Origin of the sequence: Rufibacter hautae (assembly GCF_008271695.1) — a bacterium.
In the GTDB taxonomy this organism is placed as follows: Bacteria; Bacteroidota; Bacteroidia; order Cytophagales; family Hymenobacteraceae; genus Nibribacter; species Nibribacter hautae.
On sequence record NZ_VKKY01000001.1, the window covers coordinates 1,676,538 to 1,693,151 of the forward strand.

Here is a 16,614-nt window from a genome sequence, read left to right on the forward strand (position 1 = left end):
CGGCACCCCACGTAATTGTGGGGTGCCGTTCTTTTTATTTCCCTTTTTGCATCGTTTTCAGAAAACAAGCGACCTTCTTTTCCGTTGTAGGTAGTAACCATTGAGGAGGTCTTACACCTTGTAGAACAATGGTTTATGTAAAACACCGCTTGAATTAGGATGCCATGGATGAAGATACCCACATCTTGCTGAGACAAGGTTGGCGCTGGAGCCTGAAACCCGTTTACTTCATGGGGTTCAATATCTCCTGGCTGGTGATGGAAGAGGTATTCATCAGTCCGTTTGACCACCAGAAATACCCTTTCACCGAAGCCATGCACCTGGCCCGGTTCTACCAGGCTTGGCTTAACCTCCAGAGAAAATTGAGCTGACAAAAGAGCAACCGGCTTTGCATGGTGCTTCTGGGGCAATTGCATACTTTTGCCTTTCTTAGCCCCTCTCTGGATATGCAGTTACTTGAAGTCACCAACGCTTCCACCGTCAAAGCTTTCTTAGACCTTCCTTCCTCCATCTATCAAGACCACCCCAACTGGATCCGTCCGCTGGACCAGGACATTGAGCAGGTATTTGATCCTAAACAGAATCCTAACTTCAGGAACGGGACTGCCATCCGGTGGATTCTCCGGAATAGCCAGGGGCAAACCATTGGGCGGGTGGCCGCTTTCGTGAACAACAAAACCAAAGACGCTTCTGAGTACGTGACCGGCGGTATGGGCTTTTTTGAGTGCATCCATGACCAGGCGGCCGCCAACCTGCTGTTTGACGCTTGCCAGAAATGGCTGGCGGCCCAAGGCATGGAAGCCATGGACGGGCCAATCAACTTCGGGGAGCGCGACCGGTGGTGGGGCTTGTTGGTGCAGGGTTTCACGGAGCCAAACTTCGGCATGTTCTACCATCCGCCGTACTACCAGCAGCTATTTGAGGCTTACGGGTTCCAGGTGTATTTCAAGCAGTACACCTATTACATGGATACGCACGCGCGGTTCGGGGAGAAGGTGTACCAGCGCTCAGCCGTGCTGGATGCTACCCCGGGGTACAGTTTTGGGCATCCTTCTAAAAACAACCTGGAAAAACTGGCGCAGGACTTTCTGGAAGTCTACAACAAAGCTTGGGCCGGGCACTCGGGAATCAATGAGATGACCTTGGAAAAGGCCATGAAGATGGTGAAAAGCATGAAACCCGTGATGGTGGAGCAGCTCATCAACTTCGTGTATTTTGAAGGCAAGCCCATCGCGTTCTTCATCATGCTGCCCGAGCTGAACCAGATCTTCAAGCACCTGAACGGAAAATTCAACGTACCGGCCAAACTCAAGTTCCTCTACCACCGCTGGCGCTACAACAAACGCCATGACAAGAAAGTCTTCGGGTTGATCTTCGGGGTGGTGCCCGAGTTCCAGTCCAAAGGGGTGGATTCTTACATGATTGTGCATGCCCAGGCGCCGTTGAACGCCTATGGCGCCCGTGAGATAGAGATGAACTGGGTAGGTGATTTCAACCCGAAGATGATGCTGGTGACGCGTGGGCTGGGGGCTCGCATCTACAAAACGCATATTACGTATCGTAAGATTTTTGATCCGTCTAAGCCTTTCACCCGGTATCCTATTATTAAATAGGGTTTCTGTTTAGGGGCTGTTTTTGGGAAAAGAAGCTGGAAACGGATTGATTGCTTAGGTGTGGAGGTCTTTTTACGTGGCCGTTATCTGCTTGCGTTTGCTTGTGTATTCGTAGTCTGTTTGTGCTGGCGAAGGCCCGTTGTTTGCGTGGGTGCATGAACTAGGTTGTTGCATGGTTTCCCTCCGTGCGCTCACGGCCGCGAGGCCCCGCCTTCCGGCCTCGCGCTGCGCCAGCTTCCTTTGCTCCCTTCGGTCGCAATGCCTGCGGCACCGGAACCTGACAAGGCGCTCAACCGAAAGGCTGGAAAAGGGTTTGATTCAAAGGCTCCACATTCCCCTCCTCGGAGGGGTAGGGGTGGGTTATTTTCCATGGTTCAAGTCTGTGACTTGGACCCACAATGACCGGCAGTTTGCAACTGCCGTGAGCCGAAAGATTTGAATAGTGAGACTATAAAGCAGTATTGATCCCCTTGCAGGAAGCAAAGAGGAATGTTTACACCAGCTATTTCTAGCCTGTTTTCTTGAAAACAGGTCAGAAACGTCTATTGGGCTAGTTGCAGAAATTGCTCGTGCAGTTGAATAACCTGCGGCAAAACCAGGCGAGTGTCATCATTGTGGAGGACGAACTGCGCGCGGCTGACCCTTTCTTCTTCTGAGAGTTGTTTGGCGATGATGGCTTCTACATCAGTGGCACTACGATGGGCATCGCGTTGCAGGGTGCGGGTTAGGCGGAGGGCTATCGGGGCTGATATGGTGAGCACATGGTCTACCTGGGTGTAGGCGTTGGACTCAAACATGAGGGCCGCTTCCTTGAGGATGTAAGGAGCATGCGCCTGTTGCTCTAACCAAGTGTAAAAGTCTTTGCGCACCTGCGGATGCACCAACCCGTTCAGTTTGGCTAATTCGGCGGCATTATGGAAAACTTTTTGGCTGAGGTACGCGCGGTTCAGGTGCTGTTGGGCATCAAACGTTTCCGGGCCGAAGGTGGCGATGAGCTGCTCGCGCAACTCCGGATCATGGTTCATGACCCATTTGGCGCGGGTGTCAGAATCGTAGACGGGAACGCCCAACAACTGAAAACATCGGCAGACAATGCTTTTGCCCGAGCCAATACCACCGGTGATGCCTATCTTCAGCATGGCTTACTGCGGAGTTAAGGATATCTTCACCTTACCCGGCAAAATGGCTACCTGCTTAGTATTGGCCGCTTTCTGCAGCACTGTAGGCACAATGGTGGAATCTGCGGAGTTGAACTTCTTGAAATCCAGGGCTACCTGAAACTGCTCTGGCAGGATTGTCTCGCGGTGGCGGGGCAGGTAGGAATAATGCAGGATTAAGGGTCCGTTTACCAACCGCAGTTGATGGTCGGCGGGGAAATTCTGCAGGACAGGCTGCACCGTAACCTCTTTTCGCTCCAGCGGCAACACGTTGAACTGCACCTCGGCCTCGCTCACATCCGCTTTCACCAGAGAGGTATAGTCATGGGTTACCGGCACTTCTCCTTTGTACGGCCCCGTCAGGTTCTGCACCGGAAGGGATAATAGGAAAGGATTGGAAAACTGGTTCAAGATAAGCTCTGGGCCGGTGAAGGTGACAGAATCTGGAAGGATCTTGGGTGGTCCTATAAACGCATGACCGGCCGCTACCTTTACCTGGGTGGTGTCAATGGTCAGCGGGAACTTGCGGGTGACCAATCGATCAAAATCAAAGCTGATGGTGTCTGTGACCACAAAGTTAAGGCTCAGGCCATCCAGCACATTGGCAATGGCCGGGCGTAGCGCCTGCCCGGGCAAGCGCTTCAACTGGGGCAGCCCACTGATGGTGAGTTGCGCCGGCCGCACGTTGAAAAGCAGGTTCTTACGGAGCAGTTTCCACCCTTTGCCGGTCACGTTGATCATCACCTCCTCGGGCAATGGTTTCACCGGCACCAGTTGCCTGGGGTTGTACTTGAACAGGATGGGGTAAGAAACTTGGGTGGTATAGCTCTTATTGAGCGCGTTCAGGAGCCAGAAAGTAGAGGCCGTAAAAAAACAAAGCAACACCACCCTCCAGTACTGTTTCTGCTTGGGCGAGAATGGCCTCAGTAACCAGAGGAGGGCGTGCTTTGTCTTGTTAAATGGCAAGGTGGCTCTTAGGTGTTAAGGGTATCGGCAGTGGTGTTGGCATTCACCCGACTAGTGGCTTCCACCGCAATGGCAACTTTGTCAAACTTAAGTTTGATGCCTTTGTCTACTTCAATCCAGACGGTGTCATCGTCTATGCTAAGCAAGCGGCCGTGCAGACCGCCAATGGTTACTACGTTCATCCCGCGTTTCAGCTCCTCCCGGAATTTCTTCTGGTCCTTGGCTTTTTTCTGCTGCGGACGCACCATGAAAAAGTAGAACACCAGAATAATCAACCCGATGAACAGGAAGTTGGAATAAAGGTTTGCCCCCCCAGGGGAGGCTTGCAATAATACAGTTAACATAAGGATGTTCTAAGATTACATGCGAACAGGTCCGTCTGCTCCTGCTTGTGGCACTGCGCCGGTGATGTTGGTTTTAATGCTTACCTGATTGATCTGCGGATCAGTGTTGGCCGTGATGGTGATTTGCTTTGACTGCTGACCAGATTTGCCGGTTGGGTCAAATACCACTTTGATCTGACCGGTTCCGCCCGGGGCAACTGGCTCATGCGGCCACTCAGGAACGGTACAGCCGCAGGTTGCGGAGGCGTTCTCAATGATCAAAGGCGCTTTACCCGTGTTGGTGAAGGTGAAGGTGTGCTCCACTTTCTTGTCAGCCTTGATGTCACCAAAGTCAAACTCGGTCTCCTTGAACGTCATGACCGGCTTAGGGGCATTGGGGTTCACTGCCTCTTGCCCTGTTACGTTAGGGTTGGTGACGGGATCATTGGCGGCAACAGGGGCGCTGCCTTCAGACGCGTTCTGCTCAGTGGCAGTGGCGGTCTCATCTGTACTTGCTTTTTTCTCGCAGCTAGAGGTCCAAAGGCCACCAGCCAGGAGCAACGCGATTATAAATTGCTTTTTCATAATAAATTAAGCCTATTTAAAGAATAGGACAAGTTACAAATTAGAAATGATATGCTGCGCAAATTCTGAGGTGGAGGCAGTTCCGCCTAAATCACGGGTGCAGCAGCTTTTGTCCAGCAGGGTAATCTCCAGGGCATTCTCAATGCGGTCAGCGTGCTCGTGCAAGCCCATGTGCTGCAACATCATCAAGCCCGAACGCAGTAACGCCGTTGGGTTGGCCAGGCCTTGACCAGCAATGTCAGGGGCAGAGCCGTGCACGGCTTCAAAGATGGCCATGTCATCACCTATGTTGGCGCCAGATACCACACCTAAACCGCCTACCAAACCGGCACACAGATCAGAGAGGATATCCCCGAAGAGGTTGGTGGTCACGATCACTTCAAACTGCTCTGGCTTGCTCACCAGCTGCATGCACATGTTGTCAATGATCTTCTCGTCCCACTGCACCTCCGGAAACTCCTTAGACACGTTGGCGGCAGCCTCCAGAATCAACCTTCCGGCCGATTTCAGGATGTTGGCTTTGTGGGCCACGGTTACTTTGGGGCGGTTATGCTTGGCAGCGTACTGGAACGCGGCACGCACAATCTTGTGGCAGCCTTCCACGGTTACGCGGGCGATAGAGTCAGAGATGCCCAGGCGCTCATCGTACATCTCCAAACCGGAGTACAAACCTTCAGTGTTCTCTCTGAACAGCACCAGGTCTACGTCCTCAAAGCGGGTTTTCACACCGGCCGTGGTTTTGGCAGGGCGCACGTTGGAATATAAATCGAATTTCTGGCGCAGCTGCACGTTGATGCTCTTGAACCCTTTGCCCACCGGCGTGGTGATAGGGCCTTTCAAGGCGATTCTGTTCCGCTCCAGGGAGTCAATGAGGGATTGCGGGATAAGCTCGCCTTTAGATTCAAAGGTGGTTTGGCCGGCGTTTTCTTCTTCCCAGGTAAGGGGCACTTCTGCGGCTGCAAAGATCGCCTTCACGGCTTCTGTGATCTCAGGACCTATCCCGTCGCCGGGAATAAGGGTAACGGTTGTCATGGTCAGGGGCTTATATTTCCTTTTTACTGTTTATTTCGTTGATGAGGGAGTCCACGTCCAGCAAAAGGCGCTCGGCTTTGTCACGGGCGTCTTTGATCACGCGCTGCCCTTCGGTTTTGGCGGCAGAGCCTTGTTCTTCTCTTCCGGCAATCAGGTCATTGGAAAGCTCCAACAGCCTGGCGCGGTATTTCTCTAATTGAAAACTCAGTTTGTCACGGGTCTCACGGCCTTTTTCCGGCGCAAACAGGATCCCTAAGACCGCCCCTGTGGCGATACCGGAGGAAAAGGCAAGGATAGCATTGGTTTTTTTGCCCATAGTTTAGGTAGTGTTATAGTAGGTTGTATCTGGGAGCCGCACCGCGTTTAGGGCTTGTTTTCATAAAATCAGCACCTAAACGCCGCACGCAAAGCTCGTTTATATTCCTTACGAACGAAAACCGGCCCGGATTATTTGTTATCCAGCAATCCTCGGCCCGATTTCCGGATGGCACCGCTGGAAAGCAGGTCCTGCGAGAGCTTGTCCAGCACCCCGTTGATGAACTGCTTGCTTTTAGGCGTGCTGTACACCTTGGAGATGTCAATGTACTCGTTGATGGTCACCTTTACGGGGATGCTCAGGAAAATGTGCATCTCGCAGAGCGCCATCTTCAGGATGATCTTGTCCATGAGCGCCACGCGCTCCACATCCCAGTTCTGCACACTCTCGGCGATCATGGCCTCGTACTTCTCGTCATTTTTCAGGGTTTCATTATAAAGGTCCTCAAAAAACGCCTTGTCATCTTCCCAGCTGGCAGACAAGTCCAGCAGCGGCAGGTTCTCATCGGTGTTCTCCTCCAGCATCTTGATGGATTTGTTCACCAGGTTCTTCACCACCGATTTGTTCTCTACCCAGTTCAGGTCTTTTTCCTCAAACAGGGTCTGCAGGTTCTCGTCCTTAAAGATAACGTTTTTGAAGATATGTTTGAGCAAATCGTGGTCCTGCTCATAGGTAGGTTCCTGGATCTGCAGATAGGCCAGCACTTCCTCATCGGTCTTGAGGTGGTTGCGGTAAATTTTCTGGATGACCTCCATCTCGCCAGCCCAGCTCAGGTTTCTCCGGATCACGCGCTGCTCCAGGAATTTGTTGGCCAGCAGTTTCTGCAAGGCTTTGTTGTCCAGCAGTTTTCGCAGGTTCACATCTTTGCGCTCGGTGAAGCGGGTGGCTGCTTTCTGCTCTTCGCTCTCAATGAGGTTGACCAGTTCCTGGCCCACTAACAGGGTAAGCAGGTAACGGTCATAGATCTCCTCAGCGGCGGTGAGCATCTGATTCCCGAAGTACTTGAGGTCTTTACGCAGGGTATTCTGGTAGAAGTTGACGGCTGCCTGGGCAGCATCCAGGATCTCACGGTCTTTTTCCTCGGTGTCAAACTTTTTGGTCTCGTACCATTCTTTGAACAGCAGGCTGGCGATCTGCTTCTGCCCTTCCAGTTTTCTACGGTCCTGGACCTCAATGGCCATCAGGTCGGGGGCAAATCTGTCCGCAATCAAGTCCAAGGCCAACTGGTAGTCAGACCCTTCTGCCTGCACGTAGGCGTAAATAGCTTGCATGGCTTTGATTCGGAGTATTCTGCGGTTGAGCATGATAATAAGGAAAGAACGTGGTGAACGTGAAAATTACGGTAAAAGTTGGCTTGAAACGGGCCGCCTTGAAGGCTTATACGGCCCGGCCCCCAATTCAGCCGCAAAGGTCCGAACTAACGGGGCAAGAAGCAAACCGGAGTTATTTTAATTTAGTTTCGCCTGTGGCGAGGTTCCTCTATGCTTGCTTATTGTCACCGCTGTTGTTGGTGTTCTTACCCATAGACGGAGCCTGCACCTCTCTTTTTGCTTTTTTTGCTTCATTTTCTGGAAAACACTGGAAAAGCGCACGTCCCCCTTTGAAGGGAGTAGGGGGATGACTTCCTCTGCTGATCTTTCTCCCTTCTTTCATGGTTCAAGTTTTCAACTTGGACCTACCATGGCCTGCAGTTTGCAACTGCAGTGAGGCGCTAGCCTCAAAACTACTATGATGCGGATTTACTTCCGTGACTTTCTTTCTTCTGCCTTTACTTCTTATCTCTTTCCTTACAACCTTTTAGTTGCAGATGCGCTCTGCGGGCGTTTGTCACTTTTCTCCTTGATGAGAAAAGTAACCAAAAGAATCAAGAAGCCTCAAACTCGCTGACGCTCGGACAGTGAGGCTTCAGTCAAGGTACCACCGGGCCAAAGCTGTTTGTTTCATAGCACACGCAGGCCACTACTGATTGAACAGTCCTTCCGTGCGGCAGGCCGTGTCTCGGCCTCACTGTAGGCCTTCGCCCCGGCCCGCCGCAGGATACTGGTGGTTGTGGTGTTTGCACGTATTATCTAATTATGTAGAGACAAGGCACTGCCTTGTCTCTATCAGGTCTTCCGCAAAGAACGGTTACTACCGGGAAGGGCACCCACCAGAGGTGCCCCTACATTCCTCATCGTTCTCTCGCCAATCTCAACCGTCGTTAAAACAATGGCTCAACTACCTCCTGACGAATTGCGGGATTCCCCTCCTCGGAGGGGTTGGGGTGGGTTAAAAAGCAGAATGCGTTTCAGGGCCAGTTTCTTCAAACCAGCCCCGAAACGCATTCACTATCTTTCTCTTTCCTTTTGGGAAAGGCGGCAATTAGTAAGTCTGCTTGATCTTAGCCATGTCATCTACGCGTTTCTGCGCGATTTCTGTGGCGGCTCTTTGGGTGTGCGTACCGTCGGCCTCCGCTTTGGCGAAGATGTTGAGCGTGGTGTTGTAGATCTGCTCGGTCTGCTGCATGGCCCACTCGCGGTTCAGCTTCTTCACCTCTGAGTACACGTTGATGATACCGCCGGCGTTGATCAAAAAGTCTGGGGCGTACACGATGCCCATGTCCACCAGCGCTGGTCCGTGGATGTCTTCGTTCTTGAGCTGGTTGTTCGCGCAGCCGGCAATCACCTGGCACTTCAGGCGGGACAGGGTGTTGTCGTTGATGGTGGCTCCCATGGCGCAAGGCGAATAGATGTCCACGTCTACGTCATAGATCTCGTCCAGACCAACCACGGTGGCACCGGTAGCCGCCGAGATGCGCTTCAAGCGCTCCTGGTCAATATCAGTGATGAACAGTTGGGCGTTTTCTTTCACCAGGTAGTCAATCAGGTAACCACCTACGTGACCGGTTCCTTGTACGGAGATCTTCTTTCCGGCCAAGCTGTCGTTGCCCCAGGCTTTTTTGGCGGCGGCTTTCATGCCCATGTAGGTTCCGTAAGCCGTTACCGGCGATGGGTCGCCGCTTCCGCCCTGTGATTCTGGAAGACCGGCTACGTATTTGGTCTCCATCCCGATGTAGGCCATGTCCTGAGTGGTCATACCCATGTCCTCGGCGGTGATGTACTTTCCGTTCAGGTTGTTCACGAAACGACCGAACTTGCGCATCATGGCTTCGGTCTTGTCTTTCTTGGAGTCCCCGATGATCACAGCCTTTCCGCCGCCCAAGTTCAGGCCTGAGATAGCCGATTTAAACGTCATTCCGCGGGAAAGACGCAGCACATCGCGCAGCGCTTCTGCCTCAGTTGCGTATGTCCACATACGGGTACCACCTAAGGCAGGCCCCAGCACGGTATTATGCACGCCAATAATCGCCTTTAAGCCAGTGTCATGGTCGTGGCAGAAAACCACTTGCTCATGGTTGTATTCGCTTATTTGGCTGAAAACCGAGGTTTCCTGCTCAGTCGTTAGATCTTTAACTTCTATCATGTTTTGTTTTTACCTTAAATACCAATTGGACTTTGTTAGATATTGGGGAAGCTAATCGGTAATTTTGATGCAAAATTAAATTTATATTTTTGAAGACCAAGAAAATCCTAACAAGTGTTAGTACGTATTTTCTTTAAACGCAGCCTGTGAAATCGCTCAAATACCTCAATAAATATCTGCTCAAATACAAGTTCCGGTTCTTCTGGGGCATTGTGTTTGTGATTGTCTCCAACATCTTCGCCATTATCCCGGCGCAGGTGGTGCGCCACGCCTTTGACCTGGTGCGCGAGGGCATTACCATGTACAACCTTCATGACGGTTTTGCGCAACAGGAGCAGGTGTATGATTCCTTCGCCCGGAGTACTCTTTTCTATGGCGCCGTGATTGTGCTCATGGCTTTGCTGCGCGGCATTTTTCTATTTTTCATGCGGCAGACCATCATTGTGATGAGCCGCTTGATTGAAAACGACCTTAAAGACGAAATCTACGCGCATTATCAGACGCTGCCCCTCTCCTTCTACCGCAAGAACAACACGGGTGACTTGATGGCCAGGATTTCTGAGGATGTGAGCCGCGTGCGCATGTACCTGGGGCCGGCCATCATGTACGGCATCAACCTAGTGGTTTTGTTCCTGATGGTGATCCCGTACATGCTCTCGGTGAACGTGGAGTTGACCATTTACACGCTGCTGCCGCTGCCTATTTTGTCAGTGAGCATCTACTACGTGAACAACATCATTGAGAAGAAATCAGACGAGATTCAGAAAAGCCTCTCCGGTATCACCACGTTTGTGCAGGAGGCGTTCTCGGGCATCAGGGTGCTGAAATCGTTTGTGCGGGAGCAGGATTCGCATGCCAATTTCACGACGGCCAGCAACACCTACAAAGACAAGTCGCTGGAGTTGAACTTCGTGAACTCCTTGTTCTTTCCGCTGATTTTGTTTCTGATTGGGCTGAGTACCATCATTACTGTGTGGTTTGGCGGCAAGGAAGTGATCAACGGCAGCATCACGCCGGGGGTAATCGCGGAGTTCCTGATTTACGTGAACATGCTCACCTGGCCGGTGACCGCGCTGGGTTGGACGACTTCTTTGGTGCAACGGGCGGCAGCCTCGCAGCAGCGCATCAACGAGTTCCTGCACACCAAAACCGATATCATCTCGCAGCAGAATCTGGAGAAAGAAATTACGGGCGCCATTGTCTTTGACGAGGTAGACTTCCTGTACCCAGACACGGGTATCCACGCGCTCAAAAAGCTTTCCTTTGAGATCCACCCCGGTGAGACGCTGGCCGTGATAGGCAACACCGGCTCGGGCAAGAGTACCATCGCGGCGCTCGTGTGCCGCCTGTATGACACCACCGGCGGACGCATTCTCATTGACGGCGAGGACATCCGGAATTACAGCCTGTCCAGCCTCCGGAGCCAGATTGGGTACGTGCCGCAGGATGTGTTCCTGTTCTCAGACTCCATCCGGAACAACATCGGGTTTGGGGTAGAGGCGCTGCCCGAGGAGAAGATGCTGCAGGCCGCCAAGGACGCCGATGTCTACGAGAATATCATGCATTTCCCGGCGCAGTTTGACACGGTGCTGGGCGAGCGCGGCATCACGCTTTCCGGCGGCCAGAAGCAACGCGTGTCCATCGCCCGCGCCCTGGCCCGCGAGCCTAAGATTCTGATTCTGGACGATTCGCTCTCGGCGGTAGACACCAAAACCGAGAACGCCATTCTCAACAGCTTGCAGCGCGTGATGAAAAACCGCACCTCCATCATCATCTCGCACCGCGTGAGCTCCGTGAAACTGGCCAACCGCATTCTGGTGCTGGACGACGGTGTGGTAGTGCAGCACGGCACCCACGAGGAACTGATGCTGGAAACGGACGGCCTGTACCGCGCCCTCTATGAGCGCCAGTTGCAGACCGAGGACATGGAATAAAGCTGTTTCGGGCCTGGATTCTGAAAAACGGGCCTGAAACTGCTTTATTCTGCTAAAATCCTGCCCACATTTTTCAGGACACCTTTCGTCAAATCTGAATTTTGTTTTACTTTGCAGCAGATACCAATGATCGGGATGTAGCGTAGCCTGGTATCGCGCCAGCATGGGGTGCTGGAGGTCGCAGGTTCGAATCCTGCCATTCCGACGAAAATCAGAAAGCCCGTTGTTCTTCTCAGAGCAACGGGCTTTCTGATTTTAGATCTCCTCTGTTTCTAGGCTGATTTTAAGGAATTGGCTGCAAAACGACTACCAGCTTTACTCCCTGCCACTACTCCATCCGCCCGAAATCGTGCCGCAGGAGGAACATGGTGAAGTGCTGGTGGTTTCCGCCGCCGGCCAGTTGGGACATCCACATGCCTTCCAGGGTGAGGTGCTTGTTGAACGTGTATCCTACCCCGCCGAAGACCCGGTTGGAGTCAAAGGGTTGGTCGCGGATGATGACCCGCACCTCGTTGCGTAGAATGCCGTACCAGGGCCGCTGCTCCTCTTTCTTGGGACCGAATGGAATCCGGAGGGCCACCTGATAGCGCAGGCGTGTGTGGTAGCCCTGCGTGAGCCACCGTTCCTCTACCTGGTACCTATGCACCATCCCCACGTTGCCCAGTTTACCCCGCACGGATACCTGCTGGTAGAACCGGTTCTCGTTGGTGAGGTTGGTCTCCTCAGCGGAGACGTAGTTGCGGTTGAACAGGTGCACATAGCCTGCGCCAAACGTAACCGGAATCTCTTTCAGGTTGTACTGTACTTCGGCGCCCAGAAAGCCAGTTCTGGGGTCTTTGAAGGGTTTGTAGGTACGGTACTGCAGGTTGGTAGTGGCCACCCACCGGGGGCTGAACCAGTAAGAACCTGAGTATTGCAACCAGTGGTTGATGGTATTGGGCTGCCCCTGCGCAACCAACGCCAGACCTACCCCACACACCAAGAATAGCACAAAGAGCCGTGACTTCATTTTCATCTTCCCATAAATTACACCCAGGAGGCTAGGGCCTCACCATCTTGGTTCTACAAAAACCAGAAAGCCTTGCGGGTGGGCAAGGCTTTCTGGGTGCGGTTGGTTTACGAAGAGGCAATACTGCTTGCAAGCGTTTCAGAGGCTTTTTAGGTAAAACACCCTCAAAACAAAGATCAGCTTTTCTTCTTCAGTACAATTTTCTCTGCGTGCTTGGCGACCAACCTATTATAGAACTCCCGCAGGTTTCCGTACTCAGAGGCTTCAAATAAGGTTTTGTTTATGTTAAGTTTACTGATGATCTGCAGCTGGCCGTTGGTCATCTGCACTACATAGGAGAACTTGGCGGCGTTGCCGGGCAGAACGGCGGTGGCACTTTTAGGCATCTCCTCCACCTCGTAGCCTTGGGGCAACTGGTAGGTGAACATATAGGTCTCATCTACCGGCGTCCCGAAGTCAATGGGGTATAGCCGCGTGGCTAGCTTAAACGGGTTCTCGCCCAAGGCATGGGTGAGCATAGGCGAAATGTAGAGCAGATCGGAGGAGGCAGCCTCACCAGTTTTGCTGAGCTGGTACTCTTTTTTGAAAGTCTCTTGCAGGTTCTCCAGGTTATGGATCTTCACGCCCTGGCGCACCCAGTCGGTTCCGGCGTTGGCAAACTCCTTGATATAGGCCTCCTGGCCTTTGTCCCGGATAGCGGAGCGGGCCTGCAGCGCCGGTACCCCACGGTAATCCTCGGTGAGCAGCGCGCTGACTTCGCCGGTAGGCTGGATTTTGATGTTCCCGGATACCAACTGGGCATTTCTCTCGGTACCGGTGAGCGGCAGCCATTTTCCGGCGGTGCCGGTCATGACCCAACCCTGCACGTTGAGGCAGCGCAATGGCAGCATCCCGAAGGGCAGGTCTTTTTCCGTGGCATCCAGCAGGTAGTTCTTTCCGCCGATGGCTACGTGGGAGATCACGTAGTCAAACTTGCTGATCATGGGCGAGTTGGTCACAGGGCGGCCGTGCTCGCGGGTACTCACCAGCATGGGATTGGCGTCCAGGCCTGCCTGGCGCAGCATGGCGGTGAGCACCAGGTTGACCTCAGAAGAAGAACCCAGGTGGTTGTCAAAGGCTTTGCGCAGGTTCTCGGTGTAGATGCGGTGCTTGCCATCCCAGCGCATGTTGCTTTTCACGTAGTTCAGCACCGCCTTCACTTTCTCCAGGGAGTCTGTCTTGCCGGCGATAAGCCCATCGGTGGTTTTCTTCAGGAAGGTGGCGTTGGCGAGCTGGCCCCCAAACTCTTCTTCCTTCACCAGTTCCTTTGTGAAGCTTTCCCAGTCCCCGGTCATGTACACCGGCTTCTGCTCTGGATATTCCACCTTGGCTAGTTCAAACTCTATTTTGGAGAGGTAATCCTTGGCATTGGTGAGGTACGGTTCCTCGGTGAAAGCGGGCACATCTTTCATTACCCACTGGTACTGTACTATGGACATGGAGAGAGAGCCGTTTTTGTCTACTTTGGCAAAACCCACGTCATCGGTGTAGGCATAGGCCACCGTTTTGCGCTCTACTTTGGCGTCCTTTATATGGAACGGGCGCCCGCCGTAGATAATGTGTTTGTAGTCGTAGAAAGGCACCATGCCCACGCGGTACTCGCTCCACTTCACCGGAACGGTGTGCTGGAACGCCCACTCCCGCAGAAGCCTGAAGAAATCTGAGGTAATGGTATAGGAGAGCTCAATTACTGACCCCACTTTCACCCCGGGCATGGTCAGTTTCTTCAGGTACCAGTTGGCGTCCTGCTTCTCGTCAAAGATGGCATTGTCTTCCAGTTTCACCTTTACCGTCTCGCCGTTCTCCACGTTGTAGGTAAAGCCTCTCACATTCTCTACCACCTCCTTACTGCCGTCGCGGCGGCGGTAATACGGGATAAGGAAATCGGCTTGGTTTAACCCGCTCTTCTTCAGAATCTTTATCCTGACAATGCGTTTGAACTGCAGCTGGGTGCCCTTGGTGAAACGGAACGAGGATTCGCCCAAATCATACAGGATCACGGCGCCGGCGCTGGTATCCGGGGCGTAGGAGGTCATCTTCAGCTCCTCGGGCGTGACCTGGCCCAGTTTGAAAGGATCGGCGGAAAAGCCCGGCGTGCTGAGGCCCATGGCCAGGCACAGCAAAATCAGCCAAGGCTTACAAAAAACGTTGGTCTTCATACAGAAAGGGTTTTGAGGATGGGTTAAGTACCGTGATTTGGTAAAAACCCCGGACAGCGCTGAAACGACACCGCCCGGGGCTTACATGGATTTACTCGCATCAAGTGGTTTCTGCGGCCAGCACCACCTGCTGCTGATCTGCCCTAGAAACCTGCTTGAGAAAGTTGACCAGTTCTTTGTACTGCTCTGCCTTGTGCCGGCCTTTGTGCATGGTAAGCTGGCGCACATAGATAAGCTTGGTGCCTTTCATCTGCACCTGGGCCTGGTACTCGCCAAAAGCGGTGGTGATCTTCACCGGCTGCGGCATGCTCTCGGCTTTGTAACCGGCCGGGATCTCGTACTCCACAGAATCTACGTCATGGAAAGACATAGGCCAGATGACCTCATGCTTCCGGTTTTCATTCACGGCGGGCGCCGAGCTCCAGCGGTTCATGAGGTTAGGTGTGATGAAGAGCCGCTTCCCGCTGACCGAGGCCAGCCTGGGCAGTTCCAGTTGCAGTTTCTCTTTGACAATGGGAGCGTTCTTTACCTTCTCCAGGTTGTAGGTTTTGATCTCAAACGCTGGGATTTTGGTGTTTTTGTACAGCCACTTCAGTTGCTCCTCAGGGTTGTAATGCTGCAGCACGCCATTGCGCTCCTCGTGCTGCATGCCCGTGTAATTGGTAAGCGCCTCGCCTACTCCGCTGCCTTGGGCGTTCAGTTTCACCTGCACTGTGCGCTTCTGGATATTGTCAAACGCCTTGAACGTGGGCGTGGACACCAGTTTGCCGCCTTCGGGCGTGATGAGGAGCGAGTAACGGTCGCCGGTAGAGGAACCGGTGTACCCGGCATCGGCCATCTGGCTTGTGCATTCGAGCCAGATAGAGTCTTTGGGCATGGGCACGCACACCACCACGTGGTTGAACTGGCTGTTAGGGAAATCCTTCAACACCGGCCGGTTGTCGTCTCCGGCATAGATGAGGGCGTAATGGCTTTTGATGCCGGCCACTTCCAGTAAGGCTTTGGTGTAGTTGCTCAAGGCCTTGCAGTCTCCGTAGCCTTTGCTGTCTACCATGGAGGCCTCAAAAGGCTGCCAGCCGCCAATTCCCAACTGAATAGACACATATCGCGTCTTGTTCTGCATGAACTGGTAAATGGCTTTGACCTTCTCCTCGGGTGTGCGCAGGTCTTTCACCAAGGCCAGAACCTGCGCTTTGGTCGCCTCCGGGATCAGGTCACGGCCCAGGTTGAGCTTGTTCTGCCACTCCCCGAAAGACTTCCAGGTCTCCAGGGTTCCGGCGTAGCCCTGCACTTCAAAATTGGCCGGCGCCGTCCGCACCAAAGGCACCAACTCACTGAAGGCCGGACCGAAGGGCTCCCGCTCAACAGGCGCCAGGTCTTTCACTTGCCATTGGTACACCTGCTGCGAACCATCTTGTTTGACGCTTGCCTTGTCCAGCACCAGTTGCTCATGGTACCGCAGCGGCATGCCGGCGGGCATGATCACCTGGAACGTGGCTTTCTCCACCGCCAGCTTCTCCCCGCCCAGAGGAGCCCACTGCGTGTAGAACAGCATGTTGTTAGACGTGGTCTGGTACTCATACTCTATGGTATACGGGTAAGTGGAATGGGCCACCCCCGCCACCTTCACCCGGTTGTCTTCATAGAGCGAGAAATCGCTGGTGTTGCTGTAGTCTTTGATGTCAGACGCTTTCAAGGTGCCCGCCTTCTTCCCGAACATATCGTAGAGCGTTCCCTTGATGTAGTCCACCTTGTTGAGTTTGTCATACGGAACCACCAGTTGGGCAAAGCCTTTCCCTTCCTCGTTCAAAATGGTGACTACCCGTTTGATGCGTTCTGTGGCCGATTTTGGAGAATTCACCGTAAAGGTGGTCTCCTCCACCCGGACCACGGCGTTGGCGCCTTTAGACAAGGCGGAGCTGATGGACAATGCCGCGTAGTTGGGCGTATCGCCGGCCCAGGAGGGGGCACTCACCAGCAGGCAGAGCAGGAGCGACAAAAATCGTTTTTGCATGGTTT

General features: G+C 53.2%; 15 protein-coding genes and 1 tRNA gene. 4 read left to right on the top strand and 12 right to left on the bottom strand.

Annotated features, from left to right (window positions below; translation table 11 throughout):
• The first annotated feature begins 164 nt into the window (after positions 1–164).
• Together FOA19_RS06430 and FOA19_RS06435 are read left to right on the top strand one after the other, a co-directional pair.
• Positions 165–371 carry a hypothetical protein gene (locus tag FOA19_RS06430; RefSeq protein WP_149089925.1) on the top strand — a complete coding sequence of 69 codons (207 nt, stop codon included), beginning with the start codon at positions 165–167 and terminating at the stop codon, positions 369–371.
• Positions 372–446: 75 nt separating this feature from the next.
• Positions 447–1,613, top strand: coding sequence for a hypothetical protein (locus tag FOA19_RS06435; protein ID WP_149089926.1), 1,167 nt, complete (start codon positions 447–449; stop codon positions 1,611–1,613).
• 542 nt (positions 1,614–2,155) lie between these two features.
• On the opposite strand, the gene coaE is transcribed toward FOA19_RS06435, so the two are convergent.
• From coaE to FOA19_RS06475, 9 genes are all read right to left on the bottom strand, one after another.
• Positions 2,156–2,752, bottom strand: a complete 597-nt coding sequence (coaE, locus tag FOA19_RS06440) for a dephospho-CoA kinase (protein WP_149089927.1) — start codon at positions 2,750–2,752, stop codon at positions 2,156–2,158.
• Positions 2,753–2,755: 3 nt separating this feature from the next.
• A complete protein-coding gene (locus tag FOA19_RS06445) occupies positions 2,756–3,736 on the bottom strand; it encodes a CdaR family protein (protein ID WP_149089928.1) in 981 nt (326 codons plus the stop codon).
• Positions 3,737–3,744: 8 nt separating this feature from the next.
• Entirely contained in the window at positions 3,745–4,080 is a 336-nt protein-coding gene (yajC, locus tag FOA19_RS06450; RefSeq protein ID WP_149089929.1) for a preprotein translocase subunit YajC, read from the bottom strand.
• 15 nt (positions 4,081–4,095) lie between these two features.
• Positions 4,096–4,644, bottom strand: coding sequence for a DUF1573 domain-containing protein (locus FOA19_RS06455; protein ID WP_149089930.1), 549 nt, complete (start codon positions 4,642–4,644; stop codon positions 4,096–4,098).
• A 33-nt stretch (positions 4,645–4,677) separates the two neighbouring features.
• Entirely contained in the window at positions 4,678–5,676 is a 999-nt protein-coding gene (locus FOA19_RS06460; protein WP_149089931.1) for an isocitrate/isopropylmalate dehydrogenase family protein, read from the bottom strand.
• A 10-nt stretch (positions 5,677–5,686) separates the two neighbouring features.
• Positions 5,687–5,992, bottom strand: coding sequence for a YtxH domain-containing protein (locus tag FOA19_RS06465; protein WP_062543282.1), 306 nt, complete (start codon positions 5,990–5,992; stop codon positions 5,687–5,689).
• A gap of 131 nt (positions 5,993–6,123) precedes the next feature.
• Positions 6,124–7,263: a transcription antitermination factor NusB gene (nusB, locus tag FOA19_RS06470; protein ID WP_223808759.1), complete on the bottom strand. Its 1,140-nt coding sequence runs from the start codon at positions 7,261–7,263 to the stop codon at positions 6,124–6,126.
• 208 nt (positions 7,264–7,471) lie between these two features.
• Complete coding sequence (locus FOA19_RS23290; protein WP_190300300.1) at positions 7,472–7,645, bottom strand: hypothetical protein; 174 nt, start codon at positions 7,643–7,645, stop codon at positions 7,472–7,474.
• A gap of 708 nt (positions 7,646–8,353) precedes the next feature.
• Entirely contained in the window at positions 8,354–9,454 is a 1,101-nt protein-coding gene (locus tag FOA19_RS06475) for a Glu/Leu/Phe/Val dehydrogenase dimerization domain-containing protein (RefSeq protein ID WP_149089933.1), read from the bottom strand.
• A gap of 146 nt (positions 9,455–9,600) precedes the next feature.
• On the opposite strand from FOA19_RS06475, the gene FOA19_RS06480 reads away from it, so the two are divergent.
• Complete coding sequence (locus tag FOA19_RS06480; RefSeq protein ID WP_149089934.1) at positions 9,601–11,388, top strand: ABC transporter ATP-binding protein; 1,788 nt, start codon at positions 9,601–9,603, stop codon at positions 11,386–11,388.
• A gap of 131 nt (positions 11,389–11,519) precedes the next feature.
• Positions 11,520–11,593, top strand: a tRNA-Pro gene (locus FOA19_RS06485).
• A gap of 123 nt (positions 11,594–11,716) precedes the next feature.
• Here FOA19_RS06485 and FOA19_RS06490 read toward each other — a convergent pair.
• From FOA19_RS06490 to FOA19_RS06500, 3 genes are all read right to left on the bottom strand, one after another.
• Positions 11,717–12,397, bottom strand: coding sequence for a DUF2490 domain-containing protein (locus tag FOA19_RS06490; RefSeq protein WP_190300301.1), 681 nt, complete (start codon positions 12,395–12,397; stop codon positions 11,717–11,719).
• Between the two features lie 176 nt (positions 12,398–12,573).
• On the bottom strand, positions 12,574–14,595 hold the full coding sequence (locus tag FOA19_RS06495) for a transglutaminase domain-containing protein (RefSeq protein ID WP_149089936.1): 2,022 nt from the start codon (positions 14,593–14,595) through the stop codon (positions 12,574–12,576).
• Between the two features lie 100 nt (positions 14,596–14,695).
• Positions 14,696–16,609 carry a DUF3857 domain-containing transglutaminase family protein gene (locus tag FOA19_RS06500; RefSeq protein WP_149089937.1) on the bottom strand — a complete coding sequence of 638 codons (1,914 nt, stop codon included), beginning with the start codon at positions 16,607–16,609 and terminating at the stop codon, positions 14,696–14,698.
• Between the last annotated feature and the right edge of the window lie 5 nt (positions 16,610–16,614).